Source organism: Flavihumibacter petaseus NBRC 106054 (genome assembly GCF_000974785.1).
Taxonomy (GTDB): Bacteria; Bacteroidota; Bacteroidia; order Chitinophagales; family Chitinophagaceae; genus Flavihumibacter; species Flavihumibacter petaseus.
The window spans coordinates 220276-239688 of record NZ_BBWV01000002.1; the positions used below are offsets into that span (position 1 = coordinate 220276).

11 protein-coding genes are annotated in these 19413 nt (G+C 51.1%); 10 read left to right on the plus strand and 1 reads right to left on the minus strand.

Going from position 1 to position 19413, the window contains the following annotated elements:
* The first annotated feature begins 28 nt into the window (after nucleotides 1-28).
* The 5 genes from FPE01S_RS10760 to FPE01S_RS10780 are packed head-to-tail and all read left to right on the plus strand — an operon-like array spanning nucleotide 29 to nucleotide 9215.
* On the plus strand, nucleotides 29-3136 hold the full coding sequence (locus tag FPE01S_RS10760) for a SusC/RagA family TonB-linked outer membrane protein (RefSeq protein ID WP_174446981.1): 3108 nt from the start codon (nucleotides 29-31) through the stop codon (nucleotides 3134-3136).
* Nucleotides 3137-3146: 10 nt separating this feature from the next.
* Entirely contained in the window at nucleotides 3147-4946 is a 1800-nt protein-coding gene (locus tag FPE01S_RS10765) for a RagB/SusD family nutrient uptake outer membrane protein (protein WP_083990232.1), read from the plus strand.
* Nucleotides 4937-6139, plus strand: coding sequence for an SGNH/GDSL hydrolase family protein (locus FPE01S_RS10770; protein ID WP_046369025.1), 1203 nt, complete (start codon nucleotides 4937-4939; stop codon nucleotides 6137-6139). Before FPE01S_RS10765 ends, FPE01S_RS10770 begins: the two co-directional genes overlap by 10 nt.
* Before the next feature lie 26 nt (nucleotides 6140-6165).
* Entirely contained in the window at nucleotides 6166-7410 is a 1245-nt protein-coding gene (locus FPE01S_RS10775) for an alpha/beta hydrolase family protein (RefSeq protein ID WP_046369026.1), read from the plus strand.
* A 17-nt stretch (nucleotides 7411-7427) separates the two neighbouring features.
* Nucleotides 7428-9215 (plus strand): glycoside hydrolase family 71/99 protein, encoded by a 1788-nt coding sequence (locus FPE01S_RS10780; protein WP_217998206.1) that lies wholly within the window; start codon nucleotides 7428-7430, stop codon nucleotides 9213-9215.
* A 77-nt stretch (nucleotides 9216-9292) separates the two neighbouring features.
* Here the strand turns inward: FPE01S_RS10780 and FPE01S_RS10785 are convergent, their stop codons facing one another.
* Nucleotides 9293-10324, minus strand: a complete 1032-nt coding sequence (locus tag FPE01S_RS10785; RefSeq protein ID WP_046369807.1) for a GntR family transcriptional regulator — start codon at nucleotides 10322-10324, stop codon at nucleotides 9293-9295.
* Between the two features lie 156 nt (nucleotides 10325-10480).
* Between FPE01S_RS10785 and FPE01S_RS10790 the strand changes: the two genes are divergently transcribed.
* The 5 genes from FPE01S_RS10790 to rhaT are packed head-to-tail and all read left to right on the plus strand — an operon-like array spanning nucleotide 10481 to nucleotide 19413.
* A complete protein-coding gene (locus FPE01S_RS10790; RefSeq protein WP_046369027.1) occupies nucleotides 10481-11806 on the plus strand; it encodes a class II aldolase/adducin family protein in 1326 nt (441 codons plus the stop codon).
* Nucleotides 11807-11832: 26 nt separating this feature from the next.
* Nucleotides 11833-12807 (plus strand): sugar phosphate isomerase/epimerase family protein, encoded by a 975-nt coding sequence (locus tag FPE01S_RS10795; protein WP_046369028.1) that lies wholly within the window; start codon nucleotides 11833-11835, stop codon nucleotides 12805-12807.
* Nucleotides 12808-12824: 17 nt separating this feature from the next.
* Entirely contained in the window at nucleotides 12825-15524 is a 2700-nt protein-coding gene (locus tag FPE01S_RS10800; protein WP_169749155.1) for an alpha-L-rhamnosidase, read from the plus strand.
* Nucleotides 15525-15554: 30 nt separating this feature from the next.
* Nucleotides 15555-18323: an alpha-L-rhamnosidase gene (locus FPE01S_RS10805; RefSeq protein WP_046369809.1), complete on the plus strand. Its 2769-nt coding sequence runs from the start codon at nucleotides 15555-15557 to the stop codon at nucleotides 18321-18323.
* A gap of 4 nt (nucleotides 18324-18327) precedes the next feature.
* Complete coding sequence (gene rhaT / locus FPE01S_RS10810) at nucleotides 18328-19413, plus strand: L-rhamnose/proton symporter RhaT (RefSeq protein ID WP_046369029.1); 1086 nt, start codon at nucleotides 18328-18330, stop codon at nucleotides 19411-19413.

Genomic DNA, 19413 nt, shown 5'->3' on the forward strand with positions numbered 1-19413 from the left:
TGCCTTTTTGTTTGCCAAAGCTAAGTTTATGAACAAGGATTGCATTGCCAGGAACAACTTCCTGCACCGGGCCCTGATGCTGCTATTGGTGGCCTGTTTTTCAACCAGTCTTTTCGGACAGACAACAACAGTGTCCGGAAAAGTTTTTGATTCTTCCGGTACAGCGCCCCTGGAAGGCGTGAGTGTTACCGTGAAAGGAACAAAAACCACAACAGCTACATCCGCAGACGGCAAGTTTACCATTGCCGCCACACCTGGACAAACGCTGTTGTTCTCGTACGTTCAGTACGACAATGTTTCCCACGTGATCTCCGGCCAGGAAGATATCCTGATCCGTATGCCGCTGAAGTCAAAGGAAATGGCGGATGTAGTGGTGGTGGGTTATGGTCAGCAGAAGAAGGTCAGCGTGGTAGCCGCCATCTCCTCCATGAAAGCAACCGGCCTTCTTCAGACACCGGCTTCCAATATCGGCGTAGCACTGGCCGGCCGCCTGCCGGGTCTTACCGTGCTGCAACGTTCGGGTATTCCGGGATCTGAGACGATCGACTTTTACATTCGTGGGCGCAGTACCATCAATGAACAACGCCCATTGCTGATGGTGGACGGTGTAGAACGCGATTTCAGTGCACTCGACCCGCATGAAATTGCCACCATATCGATCCTGAAAGATGCCTCAGCTACGGCAGTGTACGGCGTACGCGGAGCGAATGGGGTGATCATGGTGACCACCAGGAGAGGTGTTGCCGGCAAGCCGGTGATTGATGTGACTATGGAAACTTCAAGGCAGTCCCCCACGCGGATGCCGGATATGGTTTCCGCTTACGATTACGCCGTGCTGCGTAACCAGGTTGCCGCGCAAAGTGGTAATGCACCTGAATATTCCGACTACGAGCTGGAACGCTACCGCCTGGGTGATAAGCCTGATCTCTACCCGGTACGTGACTATGTGGGTGAGTTCACCCAGACGGCTCCTATGCATCGCATCAACATCAATGTAAGCGGCGGGTCAGAAAAGATGCGCTACTTTACCACCGTGGGTTATCTCTACCAGGAAGGTCTTTTTAAAACGGAGAAATTCGACGAATACAATTACGACCCGAAATCAAAAGCATCACGGGTTAACTTCCGGTCCAATTTTGATATCGACCTGAACCCATCGCTGAAAATGTTCCTGAACATCAGCGGCTACATGCAGAAGAAGAACGATCCCATCATCGTTCCCAACAATCCATCCTATTATGATGATGCGAATGCCTATTCTGTGATGCTTGCCTCACTGGTGCAGCGTCCCAACCTGGCGAGCAATGATCTCACGCCTGATGATGAAGTGCTGAGTTCATCCAAGTTTGCCCTGGGAGGTACTGATAATGTGCCTTATGGCATGCTGAACCGCACGGGCTTCCGCAATACGATGACTTCCCAGATCACCACCACCCTGGGTGCAGAGCAACGCCTGGATTTTATCACGAAGGGGCTTTATGCAAGGGCTATCGTTTCCTATGATGCCAACTCGGTAAATACACAACGCCGTGAACGGACATTTGCTGTATATGATGCTGTTCGTGACCCGGACTCCCCTGATTCATTACGCTATGAACGCCTGGGGTCTTCCGTGAACTCTCCGCTGGTCGATGCCCAGATCCAAAGCTTCACCAACCTGTTCAACCTGGAAGCGTCACTGAATTACAGCCGTACTTTCCGCAAGCATGATGTGGGCGCCATGCTGTTGTACAACCAGTACCAGCGGGTGATCAATATCCAGTTGCCTTACAACTATATTGGCTTTGTGGGGCGCGCCACCTACCGCTACAACAGCCGTTACATGGCTGAAGTGAACTTCGGTTATAATGGCTCTGAACAGTTCGCTCCTTCGCAGCGTTTTGGTTTCTTCCCTTCTTTCTCTGCGGGATGGATCCTGTCGGAAGAAAATTTCATGAAAGATTATGCGCCCTGGATGGACTTCATGAAGCTCCGCGCATCCTACGGCAAGGTGGGTAATGACCGTATGGGCGCATCCCGCTTCCTGTATATCGAAAACTGGGGAACCGGCGGCTCGGGCTGGTCCGGATTGCCGGATGGTACTGTACAGCGTAGCATTGCCAACCCGAATATCAGCTGGGAAGTGAACAATAAATACAATGTGGGCATCGAGACCCGGTTCCTGAGAAACTTCTCTCTCGATATTGACCTGTTTTATGAAATCAGGAACAATATCCTGACCCGTTCCGGCACAACACCTACTGGTATATTTGGTACAGGGGCTGTTGCAGGAAATGGCCAGGTGTCACTGCCACCCTTGAATGAAGGACGTGTGGAGAATCGTGGTTTTGAAGTGGTAGCCGGCTATACGGCAACTATCGGTAATGACCTGCGCATCATCATCAACGCTAATGGCGCTTACAACCGCAACAAAGTGCTGTACATGGGAGAAGTACTGTTGCCGGAAGATTATGCTGTTCGCCAGCGCAGTACGGGATACCGCCTGGGACAGATGTTCGGCTATGAAACTGCCGGCTTCTTTAACACACAACGTGACCTGGATACCTGGTATGACCAGACGCCACTCGGTGCAGCACCCAAGCTAGGTGACCTGAAATATGTGGACAAAAACGGTGACAACAAGGTCGATGAACGTGATATGGTACCCATTGGTAATCCCAATGTTCCGGAATGGAACTACGGCGCAGCAGTAAGTCTTGCCTACAAAGGGTTTGACCTGAGTGTCATGTTCCAGGGTACGGCAGTGCGGGGTTATTATCTCAGCGGAACCGGCATCTGGGAAACAGCCAACTTCAATGAATGGCATAAGGAAGCCTGGACGCAGGATAAATATGATAACGGGGAGAAGATCACTTACCCCCGCCTGGACCCCGGAAGTACGGCCAGCAAACAAACCAGCGATTTCTGGCTGGCTGACGGAACTTATATCCGCCTCAAGAACGTGGAGCTCGGTTATACTTTCCCGCGAAAACTATCCCAGAAGATAGGCGCTTCAAAGATCAGGTTGTATGCAAATTCACTGAACCCGCTCACGTGGGACAGGTACCCGGTGAAGTACTATGATCCCGAATTGAGCAGTAACCTGACCTACCCGATTTTTAAGGCTTACAACTTTGGTTTGAACATCTCCTTCTAAAATTCTTGTCATGAAAACAACATCTAAATTATACGGAAGCTGCCTCGCGTTATTCCTGGCTATCGGGGTGCTGAGTGGTTGTACCAAGGCACTGGACAAAACACCGGATGGTACGCTCACCCTTGATAAAGTGCTGGCAGATTATAACCGCACCAAGGGGCTGCTCTCTGTCGCCTATGGAAAGATTTATCAGAACCGTGATCAGATCGTGTTTGTGATGCAGCCGGTAGAAGCATTGACGGATAATGCATTCTGGGCTGCCACCTATAATTCCTACGACTGGTATAACGGACAGCTGTCGCTTTCCAACCCGGTGATCAACTGGCCCTGGGAATCGCCTTCTGAGCAACTCTGGCCGGATTTCTGGCAGGGTATCCGATATGCCAACATTGCCATTGAGAATATTCCGAAGTCGACCAAACCTACTGAGCAGGAGCGGCAACGTTGGGTGGCTGAGGCCCGGGTACTGCGCTGCTGGTATTACATGAACCTGCTGGAGTTTTATGGCCCAATGCCGTGGATCGATTATGCCTTCGCAGCAGATTTTTCCGATTGGAACGGGCTGGCAAGACCCAGCTATGACGAGATCGCCACGATCATTGATAATGAGCTGATGGACGTGATCAACTCCGGCATCCTGCCCAACAAGCGGCCGCTGGATGAAGCTGAATTTGTGTCGAATGCTGTAGCCTATGCTATCCGTGCAAGAGTTTTGCTGAACAATGCAAGTCCGCTCAACAATTCCAATAATGACCGGGACAAATGGCAGCGGGCAGCCGATGCCGCACAAGACGTACTGGATCTCTCCGAATTCAGCCTCGTGAGCATGAATGATTACAAGCGCCTGTTCATCGGATCATTCCGCAGTGATGTGTCTGAAATCATCTGGCGCTCCCCGGCCAGTAACAAGCACATCAATAATACCAATGGCCTGAACATTTCACCCTATCCCTACGCGAGCATACCCTCTCTCTGGAACTGCGGTGAGTCGCCCACGCAGGAACTGGTGGATTGTTTTGAAATGAAGAATGGTGCCCTGCCGGTAACCTATACCAACAACGACCACACCCAGGTGTCTGTGAATCCGGATGCTGCAGCTGCAGGTTACAGTGAGGCCAAAGGTGCGGATCCTTACAAGAACAGGGATGCCCGTTTCTATGTTGATGTCCTCTACAATGGTGCGAACTACGGTGCGCCCACCAACTGTACACAGCCGGTGATCGTGGAAAGTTATGTAGGCGGTGCACATGGATTTAACCCGGTGATCTCGCAGGAAACGAAAACATCCTGTACCGGGTATTACAGCCGTAAAGACAAGGATGTTAAATTCTGGGGCCCGAATTCCAGTGGTGGCGGAGAAGATATTCACTGGGTGTATTTCCGGCTCGCTGAGTTTTACCTGAACAAAGCAGAAGCGTTATGTGAACTGGATGACCTGGCCGGAGCAGCGCAGGCACTCAACATGATCCGCCTGCGGGCCCAGCAGCCGGCTATAGAAAGTGTTCCCGGATTTGTGAGTTCAAAAGAATACCTGCGCGAGCGCATCCGTAACGAACGCAGGGTAGAGTTTTGTCTTGAGGGCTGGCGTTTTCATGATCAGCGTCGCTGGAAGATCCTGAACAACTACAAATCCGTTTCCGGTATGAAGATCACTTCTTCCGATGGCAGCGGCGATCCGGCTACTCTTTCCTACGAGCGGGTGAAACTACGCGATATGCAATGTTATACTGACAAATACCTGGTAATGCCCATTCCGATTGATGATGCGAAAAAGATGACGGGCCTTACACAACCGGCGGCATGGCAGTAAGAAAAAATAAATGGCGCAGCGGCTTCCTGCTCCTGGTTTTGCAGGGGCTGCTGCTGCCGGCGGTTGCGCAGCAACAAGGAACAACGTTACTGTATCGGGCGGTGTTTACGGAGAAAACCAATTTTCCAGATCTGCAGCTGAATAATGTGGCTTGCAGGTTGACGGACAAAGGTCTGGTTGTTACCGGAAAGGATTCGGTCATACAATTGAACAAATACTACTCCCTGGGAGAAAGACTGGTGCGGTATGAAGTGGTTTTTACTCCCGATGCCGTTGCGGTCTTTCGCAGCAATACCGGCGACTACCGGCTGGTTATCAATGCTAAGGAACAATGGGCGTCCGTAACAGGAGAAAGTGAGTTCCGGAGATCGGTGCGGATACATCCCGGAAATCCATACATTATTGAGATACGGAAGCATTACCAGGAGTCGCGTGCTGCCATTACCGACCTTGTTACAGGCGAACAGCAGGTGCTGGTAATTCAGTCCGACGGTTCAGGCGGGGTAGGTGTGGGGGCAGTGCAGGCCCAGAATACAATGGCGCATCAGTGGGACTACTACTGTTTTGGCCTGCAGCAGGGAACGTCGCTCACGGTCAGACAAATGACTGTGCAGGCATTGGAATGCAACCTGACATTGCTGCTCTATGGTGATTCGCAGTCAGAAACGGAAGGGTATTTTCCGGCAAAGGATTTTCCGGATTCCTGGACGCAACTGGTCATGCGGAATATAAAAGGAAAAGCAATATCCAGCGGGCGTGGCGGGTGTACCATTAAAGAAGTGATGGAACGTATCAGGAATGAATTGCCCTATGTGAAAGCGAAATATGTAATGGTGACCATCGGTACCAACGGGGGCAATACAGAGCAGCTTCTCAGTGAGCTGGTGGAGTATATCCGTTCCCAGGGTTCCATTCCCATTCTGAACAACGTGCCTGCCAATGAACATGGCTCACAACAGGAGATCAATGCGCTGATCGGTAAGGTCAGAAAAAAATACAATGTAAAAGGGTGTCAGTTTGATCTGGCTACTTCCCTGCAGCGGGATGGTAAAGAAGTGGACAAAACGACGATGTGGCATGAGGATTACACCGCGATCAACAATTGGGGACATTATTATCATCATCCCAATGTAAAAGGGTCGCGCCTGATGTACCTGCAGACCCTGCTGGATATCCCCGAAATCTACGAATAGTGAAAACTTGTTTGATTTGGTTGCAGATGGTTATTCCCTGCTGGCTGTTCAGCCAGCAGGTTTTTCCGGTTGTGCTGACTACCGGAAAAGTATACCAGGTTACACAGCAGAAAACATCCTATACATTTGATTCAGGCCGGTATACGGTGTTCATACCCGATGGTGTGCAGGAGTTGCGTGGCGTGCTGGTTCATCAGCACGGTTGTACGATGGAAGGGCGGGGCGCAGCTACTGCATTCGATGTGCAGTACCAGGCTTTAGCAAAGAAATGGGGATTGGCCATTGTTGGTCCCGACCTCTATTCTGCCAAAGGCAATTGCCACGATTGGCGGAACCCTGAATCAGGTTCCGGTGAGGCGCTGATCGATGCCCTTACAGCGGTGGGCAGGTTGTCAGGTCATCCTGAACTCGCCGGTTCGCCCTGGTTGCTTTGGGGACATTCCGGCGGTGGGTACTGGGCTTTATCTATGCTGCGGATCTATCCCGAAAGGATCATCGGTGTTTTTGGTTACTCGCCCGCATTCGAGCCTGGTGCCTATCCGGCCAAAGCGCTGAAAGTACCGGTGATGATGCGTCACGCAGGGCCGTCAGGTGATGCCTGCTGCTGGCGCACCTCCATTACGGAGTTTGGAAAATTGCGAAATGCGGGCGGATACGTTAGCATAGCCTATACGCCCTACCAGAATCACAACTACAGCTGGGTGCGGTACATGGCTATTCCTTTCTTTGAATCTGTATTACAACAAAGGTTGCCTGTTGGTACTGGTAAAGATTATCATGCCCTTCGCGATATGGATCCTGCGCAGGCCTGGTTAGGTGATACCACGTCATACAATATTAGTCCCGTTGCAGCCTATAACGGCCAACGAAAAAATGCCTGCTGGTTTTCGGATTCACTTACTGCTGCGCGCTGGCGGGAATATGTGATCACCGGAACATTGATCGACCGCACACCGCCACCGGCACCGTATGCGACGAAAATACAGCGAAGGCATAATGTAACCGTAGCGTTGTACTGGAAAGCAGATGCCGATGTGGAATCCGGCATCAGCCATTTCAATATTTACAAAGATGGTCAATGGGTACAGCGGTACCCGGCAACTGGTGTGTTCCAGCATTTTGATACCAATGGCGATGATGCGATCCCGCTGACAGTACCGCTGCTGCAAACTGATCTGACCTATCTCTGGAATGAGTCCGGAAAAATATCCATCAGCACGGTGAATGCCGCCGGCCTTGAATCAGCACGCACACCATTCCCTTCACGGTAATTTAAAACTGAAACGATATGAAATTATTTAGGGTGACCCTGTGGTTGCTTCTTCCGGTAATGGGAAGAGCACAGCACCGGGAAGAGGTTCCTGCACGCGCCAGCGGCGCTGACCTGGTCGGTATTGATCAGTTTGGCAGAAGTTTTGGCACGATCAGCGGCTATAAGGAAAAAAAACAGGTCGGGATATTTTACTGGCCCTGGATCGGTCAGCCCTATGCCAGTGGGGTGTATGATGCCACGAAGATCACGGCATTGCCCAATGGGCAGAAAATATTGTATGATTTCAAGTTTCTCAATGATTCCATCAGTCCCACCGGGCAGGCACATTTCTGGGGAGAACCATTGTGGGGATACTATAACTCAGAAGATGAGTGGGTGATCCGCCGCCAGATGACGATGCTCACCATGGCGGGAGTAGATTTTATTGTTTTCGATCTCACCAACCGCGTTACCTACCGTAAAGTGTATGAGCGGGTATTGGCCACTATCGAAAGCCTGCAACGCCAGGGACAAACCCCGCCCCGTGCCGTGTTCTATACGCACTCCCAGTCTTTTGGTACTACCTGGCAGGTATATGAAGAATTGTATCAACCCAATCTTTACCCCGATGCATGGTACCGCGTGAATGGCAAACCGATGATCATTGCCTATACGAATGAGGAAGACGACATTGCTGAAGCCAAAAGCCGCAATGATACAGCGTACCGCCCCAGGCCTTATTCTGAAGAGATCAAAAATTTCTTTTACTTCAAAAAACCGCAGTGGCCATTTGATCCGACGTATCCGGATGGTTTCCCCTGGGTGGAATGGAAATTTCCGCAGCCGCTGCATGGCAACATTATGAGTGTTACTGTTGCCAGTCACCCGAAAGTGCCCATGTCACGTTCGATCACCTCCGGCTGGATCAACTGGGGCCGCGGCTGGGATCCCGATCAGCAAAAGAATATTGCTGCTGATGTCGACAAGGGTACTTTCTTTCAACGGCAATGGGACCATGCGTTGTCCGTAGACCCGGATACGATTTTTGTGGGTGGCTGGAATGAATGGATCGCCTACAAACAGCCCTATGGTGATGAGTATATGCTTTGTGATGCTGCCAACCGGGAATATTCGCGGGATATCGAACCCATGCGTGATGGATATGGTGATGCATTTTATGTCCAGCTGATCAAAAATGTGCGGCAGTACAAGGGCTTGCAGAACAAGATCGTTCCCTATCCGGTTCACCCCATCAATATTGATGGCGGCAGGCAACAGTGGGAAGAGGGAGGCGCTTTGTTCCGGAATACGGATACACTGGCCATTGCGCGCGACAATTATGGTGTAACGCAGAAGATTCACTACCGGCAGGAGGCGCCGCGGAACAATATCCAGGAAATGCGGGTGAGTCATGACCGCGACAATTTTTATTTCCTCATCCAGACAGAAAAAGCTTTTCAACCCGCGGCCAAAGGGCAGGAAGGGTTGCAGTTGCTGGTAGGAAATGGTGTACCCCGGTTAACCGGCTGGCACGGATATCGTTACAGGATCAGGCTCAACGAAGGTAACAAGGTTGCCGGCGTATATCAGCTTGACAATACCGGCAAAGCAAAAACTGTGGGAAAAGCTGCGGTACGCATTAATGGGAATACCGTTCAACTTCGTGTGCCCCGCGCGGCATTGGGAACCGGCAGCGGAAGCGGAAGTATTTATGTGAAAGCAGCTGATGGGATCCGCTTACCCGGAGATATACTGGATTATTATGTAACCGGTAGTGCCCTGCCATTAGGCAGCCTGAGCTATTCCTACGCCTATGGCGAGTAGTTCCTGTTTTTGAAATTGACTGTCATAACGAGCGCCCGTGCAGAAGAACCTGCATGGGCGCTTGCTTAATGGAAGGTCTATAACGAAGGCCTGAGCCGCAGGCGGAAAGGCACTTTGTGTTTTTCCGTTGAGCCATTGAGGATGGCCTGCGCCGCCATTACACCCATTTCCTCAAAGTCTGACGACATGGTGGTAATGCCCTGCAGTACTACTTTTTTTATGGGTGTTTCATTGTAGGAGATAATACCTACATCCTGACCGATCACCAGTGATGTTGTCTGGATTTTTTCAATGAGCGTCACGAGGTCATCTTCCATCAGGTTGATGTATACTTCGCCCTGTTTGGGATCCACCTGCGTTACATCGCCAATAACCTCATAGGCAAAGGCATTGTCCTGGCAGAAATGGGTGAAGCCCTGCAGGATCTCTTTGGGGTAGTAGCTATGCCGCGGAAAAATGATTTTGATCGTATGGTATTTGGCGAGGCGGTCAAGTGCTTCCGTGAGCGCCTGGTAAATGTCATTTTTGAAATCGATCAGGATAGAGCCGAATTCTCCTTTGACCCCCGGCACGATATTGTCCAGCACGATCAGCTTCTCTTTGGGAATGCTGTTGATCAGCTCTGCAGCATTTTCACCGCCATCAACAAAATGGGGAATGATCACCAGGTGGGTATAGTGTTCCTTATTGCTGGCCAGCAGCCGCTTGAACAGGTGATAGTCGTTGTTGTAGATATAGAGATCAATACCCGCCTGTTCACCCAGTACTTTCACCATGGAGTCGTAGATCGCTTTTTTCGGGGTGCTGAGTTTGTTGAACAGCAGGAAAAGATTCAAAGGCCGCCGGAATGACGTATTTTCAATGAAGTAGCCCCGGCGGGGAACGGCATTTAAAACGCCGAGTTTTCTGAGTTGCCTGTAGCCTCTTTCGGCTGTATCCCTGGCAACATCGAGTTCAATACTAAGTTCGTTGATGGACGGCATATTATCTCCTGCACGGATATTGCCTTTTTCAATCTCTTTCAGCACAGCATTCACGATCTGGAGGTATTTCGCTGTGCTGGAGTACGGGTCGACCTTAATCAGGTCAATAATGGCAAGTTTCTTCATAACAATCTGCTTTGTAATGTACGTTTTCCTGCCTTTTCTCATCTGATTTTAATGTGCCTGAAAAAACCTTTTCTGGTCAGGTCAAAACAGGATAGAGAAGTTGCAGGCGCGGTTTAATATTGTACCAACAGATTGCTTTCTAATCTAACTGGAATTATGGGAATCACATTGCTTGACACGAATCTAATGCATCCGGCCGAACAGATCACCATCATCATGCAAAGAATTTATGACCGCGTGATGACCACCACATCGGGTGGAAATATTTCGGTGATCGATGATGCGGGGAATATATGGATCACACCGACGGGAGTGGACAAAGGCCTGCTGAAAGAGTCCGATATTGTTTGTATTAAAAAAGACGGAACTGTAGAAGGCGTTAATCAGCCCTCCTCTGAATTTCCCTTTCACCAGGCCATTTATGAAGTGCGGCCCGATATCAGGGCAATTGTTCATGCCCATCCGCCGGCGCTGGTCGCCTTCAGTATTGTACACCAGGTGCCTGACATGAGCGTCTTTCCGCAATCCTGGAAACTCTGTGGTGAAATTGGTTATGCGCCCTATGCCTTGCCCGGTACAGCTGCACTGGGCAAAGAAGTAGCGGAAGCATTCAGTAAAGGACACGATGCGATTATCATGGAGAATCACGGTACCGTGGTAGGAGGGACTGATCTCAATGCCTGCTATCAGCGTTTCGAAATGCTGGAGATGACGGCACGCACCATCATTTACAGTAATATGATTGGCGCAACACCTGATTACCTTGATAAAGACATGCTGGCAAATTATGGGATTGCCCAGGGTAAGCCTGTCATACAGGAAGGCCGGGCACTGAGTGGCGAAGAACGCTCCCGCAGATCTGAAGTGTGCCGCATTGTGGCGCGTGCCGGTAAGCAGGGACTTATTCTCAGCGGTTTCGGAACAGTATCCGTGAGATTGAAAGATGGCCTGCTGATCACGCCAGGCAATAAGCCGCGAACGGATCTCCAGCCACATGACCTTGTTCGCGTGACCAATGGGAAGCAGGAGCCCGGTAAGGTGCCCTGTGCTTCAATCCTGCTGCACCAGTGTATTTATGACCGGCACCCGGAGATCAATGCCATTATCCTCACCCAGCCGGCCTACCTGATGGCTTACGCTATTTCAGATGCACCGTTTAATGTGCGTTCTATACCCGAAACCTGGATCTACCTGCAGGACCTTCGCAAGCTGCCCTTCGGCTTACAGGAGGAAGGCGCACCGGAAGCGATTGCAGAAGCCTTCTCTCCCGATCAGCCGGTGATGCTCATACGCAACGAAGCCGTACTGGTTGCGGGCACCAAACTGTTGCAGACATTTGATTACCTTGAAGTTTCCGAGTTCAGCGCCAAATCACTTGTCCTGTCTACCAGCATCGGCGACATGGTGCCGATCAGCAAAGAGCGCGTCGACGAACTCGGCAAGGTGATGAGCAAATGGAAGAACTATGAGTGGAAGATGTAACATTACTTACCGTATAAAATAAGGCTATGAGTTATCAGTATTCAATCATTCTGGGAAACCTGGGGAATACCTGCGACCGCTTTTGCAAGGGGTACAAGGATAATCCGTCTTCTCCCGAAATGTTGTCACGTGCCCTGGCAGCCATGCCGGGTATCAGCGGAATCGAACTGGTGGGAACCTGGGATATTCATTCCGGCAATGTTAAGGAAATGAAGCAGCGGCTGGCTGATGCCGGTGTCGCCTGCGCCAGCATTATTCCCGATACCTTTTCTCCCAAAGAATATGGCAAAGGTACTATCACCAGCAGGGATCCTGCTATCCGTAAAAAGTCACTCGATTATCTCCGTGAAATGAGTTATATCGCACTCGAAATGGATTGCAATATTGTGAACCTCTGGATGGCGCAGGATGGTTATGATTACCTGCTGGCAGCTGACTATGACCAGGGCCGGGAATGGCTGAAGGAGAATACCCAAAAACTCGCAGAAGAATTCCCGTCGCTTCGGTTTGCGCTTGAATATAAACCCAAGGAGCCGCGCAATTTTTCCTATCACGCCCGTATGGCAGATTCCATTCTTGCTGCAAAGGAAACCGGTTGCAGCAATGTAGGGATAACCATCGATACCGGTCACAGCTTTGTTGCCGGGGAGAATGTTGCCGAAGCCGTAGTACTCGCGAAACGCGCAGGCGATATGCTTTTTCATATGCACTTCAACGACAATCATGGCAGCTGGGACGATGATATGATCGTGGGTACCGTACATTTCGCTACCTATATCGACCTGCTGTTCTGGCTAAAGAAAACTGGTTACAATGGATGGATCTCCATGGATCAGTATCCCTACCGGGAAGATGCTGCTGAAGCCATTGCAGAGAGTATCCGCTGGGTACAACACTACGAAAGGCTGGTTGATGCCCATTTTGACGAGATCGATTCCCTCATCAAAGAAAACGATGCCATCCGCACTTCCCGATTCCTGCGCAAGCTGGTGGGAGCCTAATGCCTAATGTTATTGCCATGATTGCTATTCTTTCGCGTAAACCTGCGTTCGCGCTGGTGTTCCTCTTTCTTGTTGCCTGTACGGGAGCACTCCGTGCACAGACAGTATCACAATTGCAACCAACCGTTCAGTATGCCGTAAATCCACTCGGTATCGATGAAACAAACCCGGTTTTTGGATGGACCATACCGGAATCACAACGCAGTTTCCGGCAGCGCAGCTACCAGGTTCTCGTTGCTGATGATCCCGCACTGCTGACTCCAGCCACTGCGAATGTGTGGAACAGCGGCCTGGTAACAGGTGCCGTGTCGTCCGGTATCACCTATGCCGGAAAGCCGCTGGAAAGCCGCCGCCGCTACTATTGGAAAGTCTTATTGCAGGGAGTAAAGTCTCCTGATACCCTGAGCAGTGATGTGGCGAATTTTGAAATGGGGTTAATGCAACAATCCGACTGGCGGGGTGACTGGATCAGTTATCCATTTGGCTGGGTGGGACGGGTATTGTATTACCGCTGTGTTTTCCCTGCTGGTAAACCGCTGAAGCGTGCGCGGGCATATGTTTCGGGTATTGGCTATTACACCCTGAAACTGAACAGTAAAAAAGTAGGTAATTGTGTACTGGATCCCGCTACCAGTGACTATGCGAAATCTGTTTACTACAATACATTCGATATTGCACCGTACCTGACCGCTAACAATGTAATGATGCTTACGGTAGCACCCGGCTGGTATGGACAACCCAAGATGCGCCTCCAGGTTGAACTCGAATTCACCGATGGCAGCCAGCAAAGTTTCACGTCTTCGGATATGCGCATTGTTACACTCGGCCCCATTCAACGGGCAGGTATTCTCGACGGCGAGTATTATGATGCCCGCGAAGAACACCCGGAATGGTGGTTGCCGACCGATACCATTATCCACGGGCTGCCCAGCAAACACTGGGGTGTAGCCCATTCTGTAGAGCCACCCGGCGGCCGGATGCGGGCACAGCAGCTGGAGCCCATTGAAGTAGTGGAAACGATCCGCCCAGTCGCAGTATCGCAGCCGAAACCTGGTGTGTATGTGGTTGATGCGGGACAAAACCTCGCCGGCTGGGCCGCACTTAAACTTGCAGGGAAGCGCGGTGATAAAGTGGAACTGCGGTTTGCAGAGACGCTATATCCCGACGGAACGATCAACCAGGAGAACCTGCGCACGGCTGCAGCTACGGACACTTATATTTTTAAAGGAGAGGGCACGGAAAGCTGGGAGCCATCTTTCACCTATCATGGTTTCCGGTATATCCAGGTGGAGGGGTTGAGCAAACCACCTGCAGGTGACGAACTGCTGGTGCGTCGCGTACGTTCGTCGGTTCCGGTTTCCGGCACCTTCAACAGTAGCAATCCATTGCTCAACCGCATATACAAAATGGTACAGCATACGGAAGCCAGTAACCTGCACAGCATTCCGACGGATTGCCCCCAGCGTGATGAACGCATGGGATGGATGAATGACCTGACGGTACGTATCGAGCAGGCGTTGTACAATTTCAATATGGCGCGTTTCTATCCGAAGTTTTTACAGGATGTGGTGGATACGCAGCATGAAGACGGCGATATTACGGATACGGCGCCGTACCGCGTAGGCGGCCGGCCTGCGGATCCCGTATCAGCCAGTTTCCTGTTGCTGGCTGCGGAGAGCTATCGCTTCTATGGCAACGGTCACCTGGTTGAAAAACATTATACCGCATTGAAAGCCTGGGTAGATATGCTGGAAAAGAAAACGGTGGATGGCGTGCTGGAATACAGTTATTACGGCGATTGGTCGCCGCCCGCGGCCTTTAGTGTCAATGGCCAGGCCTATGGTGCACTGTCGAAAAATACACCCGGCAACCTCATGTCCACTGGTTATCTCTATTATTCCGCGGCGCTGTTGTCTAAAATGGCCGGGGTGATTCGCAATCCATCCGACAGCATCCGGTATGCACAGTTGGCACAGCGTACCGCTGCCGTGTTCAACAACAAATTCTATAATGCTGCCACCGGTGGATATGGCAGCAACAATCAGAGCTGCAACTCCTTCGCCTTATTCCTGGGGATTGTGCCTGCAGATAAACTTCAACGGGTGGTAGCGAATCTGAAAGAAGATGTCGTGAAACATGATTTCCACCTGACTACCGGTAACCTGTGTACGAAATACCTGTTGGAGTCGCTCACAGAGAACGGCGAGGTGGAAGCCGCCTACAGGATCGCTACACAGGAGACCTACCCCTCCTGGGGCTATATGTTGTCGAAGGGTGCTACCACACTCTGGGAGCGTTGGGAATATGAGACCGGCGGTTCCATGAATTCGCACAACCATCCTATGATGGGATCAGTGGGTTCCTGGTTTTACAAGTACCTCGTCGGGATCGTTCCGGAGGCAGAACATGCAGGATTTGAACGTTTCACCATCAGGCCTTACCTGCCGGAACACCTGCAGTTTGTGGAGGGTAGTTATCATTCCGTAAAGGGAATGATCCGCAGCAGCTGGAAAAAGGAAAAGGGAAAGGTGCAGTTTACGGTTACCGTGCCACCCAATAGTGTAGCGAAGGTGTACATCCCGGCACATGATCCGAAAAGCGTCCGCGTCAACGGGAAGTCCCTGAAAGCAGCAGGTATTACCGCCAGCGGTACCACCGCGCAGGCAGTAATGGCTGACTTGCAACCCGGCGAATATCACTTCAGCAGCAAGTGGTAACGGATACCGGATCGATTAATAATGATTGCCATGAAAAAGAATATCATATTGTTTGTCATCCTGCTGGCTGTAATGCAGCTGCAGGCGCAGCCGGATCTGAAGGTGGACGCGCTGCGTGTTGAAGGGCTGCAGGAACCGCTGGGAATTGATCGCGGGAATCCCCGTTTCAGCTGGAAAATAACGTCCGCTGGAAGGAATGTGCACCAGCGATCCTACCGGATCCTGGTGGCATCTTCACCAGATAAGCTCGCCAGGAAGTCTGGTGATATCTGGGATTCGGGAGTGGTACCCGCAGATCAGTCACTCGATGTACTATACGCCGGTAAACCGCTGGCAAGTTTTAAAAAGTATTACTGGACAGTGGAAGTGAAAAGCAACCATGGGGGGGCAGTTTGGAGCCGTCCCGCTACCTGGAGTATGGGGCTGCGAGACCCGGCTTTGTGGAAAGCTTCGTGGATCGGTATCAACGGTCACCGCAAGGAGGACCAGGTGGATAGTGTATTCACGCGGTTGTCTGCCCGCTACCTTCGGAAAGAAGCAACTTTGTCCAAACCGGTCAAACGTGCTACTGCCTACATTGCGGGACTTGGCCTGTATGAATTGTATGTGAATGGAAAGAAGGCGGGAAATGCTGTACTGGCACCCACTACCGCTGAATATGACAAAAGGGTGGTGTATAATGCCATCGACATTACTGCACAATTGAAGCAGGGGCGCAATGCACTGGGGGTGATCCTGGGGAACGGCCGCTATTTTATGATGCGCAATTACCAGGGCAAGCCGGATCCGCTCACCGGCATCCCACAGGCCAATTACGGTTATCCCTGCCTGTTGGTACAGGTTCAGGTGGAGTATACCGATGGCAGCACTGCGCAGATTGTCTCCGACCAGCAGTGGAAAGTAACCGATAATGGTCCCGTGATAGCGAACAGCGAATATGACGGGGAAGACTACGACGCCCGTAAAAACCTGAATGGCTGGGCTATGCCGGGCTATGCAGATCAATCCTGGAAAACGCCCGATATTATGCCCACACCAGCGCCGGTGGTGGAAGCGCAGCCCAATGAGCCGATCGTTGTGAAGCAAAAGCTGACGCCTGTTGCCCTGCATCGTACTGCGTCTGGCTCCTGGATCCTGGATATGGGACAGAATATGGTAGGCTGGGTAGCTATCCGGGTTAAGGGGAAGGCTGGAGATACAGTCACCCTGCGTTTTTCGGAAAAGCTGAAAACAAAAGACTCCCTGTACACTGATAATTTGCGAAATGCCAGGGCAACGGATAATTATGTGATAGGTGGCAACGGCTGGGAAAACTGGGAACCGCGATTCACTTATCATGGGTTCCGTTATGTGGAAGTAAAGGGATTGCAATATGTGCCGGATGCCTCACAATTTACGGGAAAAATAGTCTATGATGATATTGCTACAACAGGCTGGTTCAGCAGTTCCGACAGCACCATGAATGCAGTATTCCGGAACGCTTACTGGACCATCCGCGGCAATTATCGCGGTATGCCGACTGATTGTCCGCAGCGCGATGAACGCACCGGCTGGCTGGGAGACCGGGTCATGAGCAGTTATGGGGAAAGTTTTGTGTTTGATAACGCACGGCTGTATGCGAAATGGCTGCAGGATATAGCAGATGCACAACTGGAGAATGGCAGCATTCCTGATATTGTTCCCTCTTTCTGGAAGCGGTACGCCGACAATGTAACCTATCCCAGCGCGTTTATCCTGATTCCTGACATGCTGCGCAGGCAGTATGGTGACCAGGAAAGTTTCCGCAGGTTTTATCCGGCCATGAGAAAATGGATGGCCTATATGTGGAACACCTACAATGAACAGGACCTGGTATTGAAAGACAATTACGGGGACTGGTGTGTACCGCCGGAATCACTCGACCTGATCTGGTCGAAAGACTCTACGCGGGTGACGGAAGGCGGTTTGCTGGCGTCGGCCTATTTCTATCATTGCAGCCGCCTGATGGAGAACTATGCGCGACTGCTGCATAACGAAACCGATGTGCAGTATTTTTCGGGTATTGCTGACCGGGTGAAATCAGCCTTTAACAAACGTTACTATAATCCGCAGAAACAGCAATATGCCAACAATACCATTACGGCCAACCTGTTGCCCCTGAGCTTCGGTATGGTGCCTGAAAATGATCGTGCTGTCTTGTTCACCCGGATCGTGGATAAACTTAAGACTGCTGACAACCATGTGACCACCGGCATCATTGGCGGCATGTGGATGATGCGGGGATTGTCGGACAACGGCAGAACGGACCTTGCGCTGCAGCTGGCGACCAATACCACTTACCCAAGCTGGGGATATATGGTGGGGCAGGGCGCCACCACGATCTGGGAATTGTGGAATGGCGATGCGGCGAATCCTATGATGAATTCCGGCAACCACCAGATGCTGCTCGGCGACCTGTTGGTGTGGTATTATGAATACCTCGCCGGCATTAAAACTGACCAAAAGCTTACCGGCTTCAAAAAGGTGGTGATGCGACCCGAATTTCCTGCGGGCCTGAAACAGGTCAGTGCCTACCTGGATAGCCGTTATGGAAAGATCGCATCGGCCTGGAAAAAGCAGGACGGGCAAATCAGCTGGACGGTCACCATTCCACCCAATACGACAGCGGCCCTTGACATTCCCGGTAATGCAGCCACCATCCGTGAAAGCGGCAAACTGATCGCTGGTCAGCAAACATTTACAACATCCCGGGTGAGCGACACCGTTACACGCGTTGAAATCGGCTCCGGTACCTATCAATTCACAGTTGCCAATCCTTAACTGTATGCAAGCAATATTTGGTGTTATCTATCATTTTATCGGCGGCTTCGCTTCCGGGAGTTTTTATATCCCCTTCCGGAAAGTGCGGTCCTGGAGCTGGGAAACCTATTGGCTGACCGGCGGACTTTTCTCGTGGCTGATTATGCCACCATTGATGGCATGGTTAACGATCCCGGATTTCGGCAAGATCATCAGTGAAACATCCTCCTCCACGTTTTGCTGGACCTTTATATGGGGCATGCTGTGGGGTGTCGGCGGACTCATGTATGGCCTGGGGATGCGCTACCTGGGAATGTCGCTCGGTAATTCTGTACTGCTTGGTTTCACCTCTGCGTTTGGCGCGCTGGCACCGGCGATTTATTATGATTTCGCCCCGGTTGCCGGAAAGACCGGATTTCTTGAACTCCTGCAGACCGGCTGGGGCAGAACCGTACTCGCCGGGGTGCTCGTTTGTCTGATCGGAATTTATTATTGCGGAAAAGCAGGTTTTCTGAAAGAAAAGGAGTTGCCCGAAGAAAAGAAGAAGGAAAGTGTAAAAGAGTTCAACCTGACAAAAGGCCTGGTCGTATGTATCGTTTCCGGCATACTCAGTGCATGTTTCAACTATGGCATAGAAGCCGGTGCCCCGATGGCGCAGGCTGCCAATGCTGCCTGGAAAGCGCAACACCCGGAAGCGACCATCAATTTTCTTTTTCAGAACAACGTGATCTATGTAGTGCTGCTCTGGGGCGGACTGACCAGTAATCTTGCCTGGTGTCTGTTCCTGCATTTTAAGAACAAAAGTTTCCGGGATTATACCGATAAGAAAACGCCCCTGCTGAACAACTACCTGTTTGCTGCGCTGGCAGGCATCACCTGGTTCATGCAATACCTGTTTTACGGGATGGGGGAAAGCAAACTCGGCAACGGCGCCAGTTCCTGGATCCTGCACATGGCTTTTATTATCCTTGTAGCGAATATCTGGGGATTTGTGATGGGCGAATGGAAGGGCGTGAGCAATACAACCAGGAGGAATATCCTGGTGGGTGTTGCTGCTATTATTTTATCGGTAGTATTGGTAGGTTACGGAAATTCGTTAAACAACAATTGA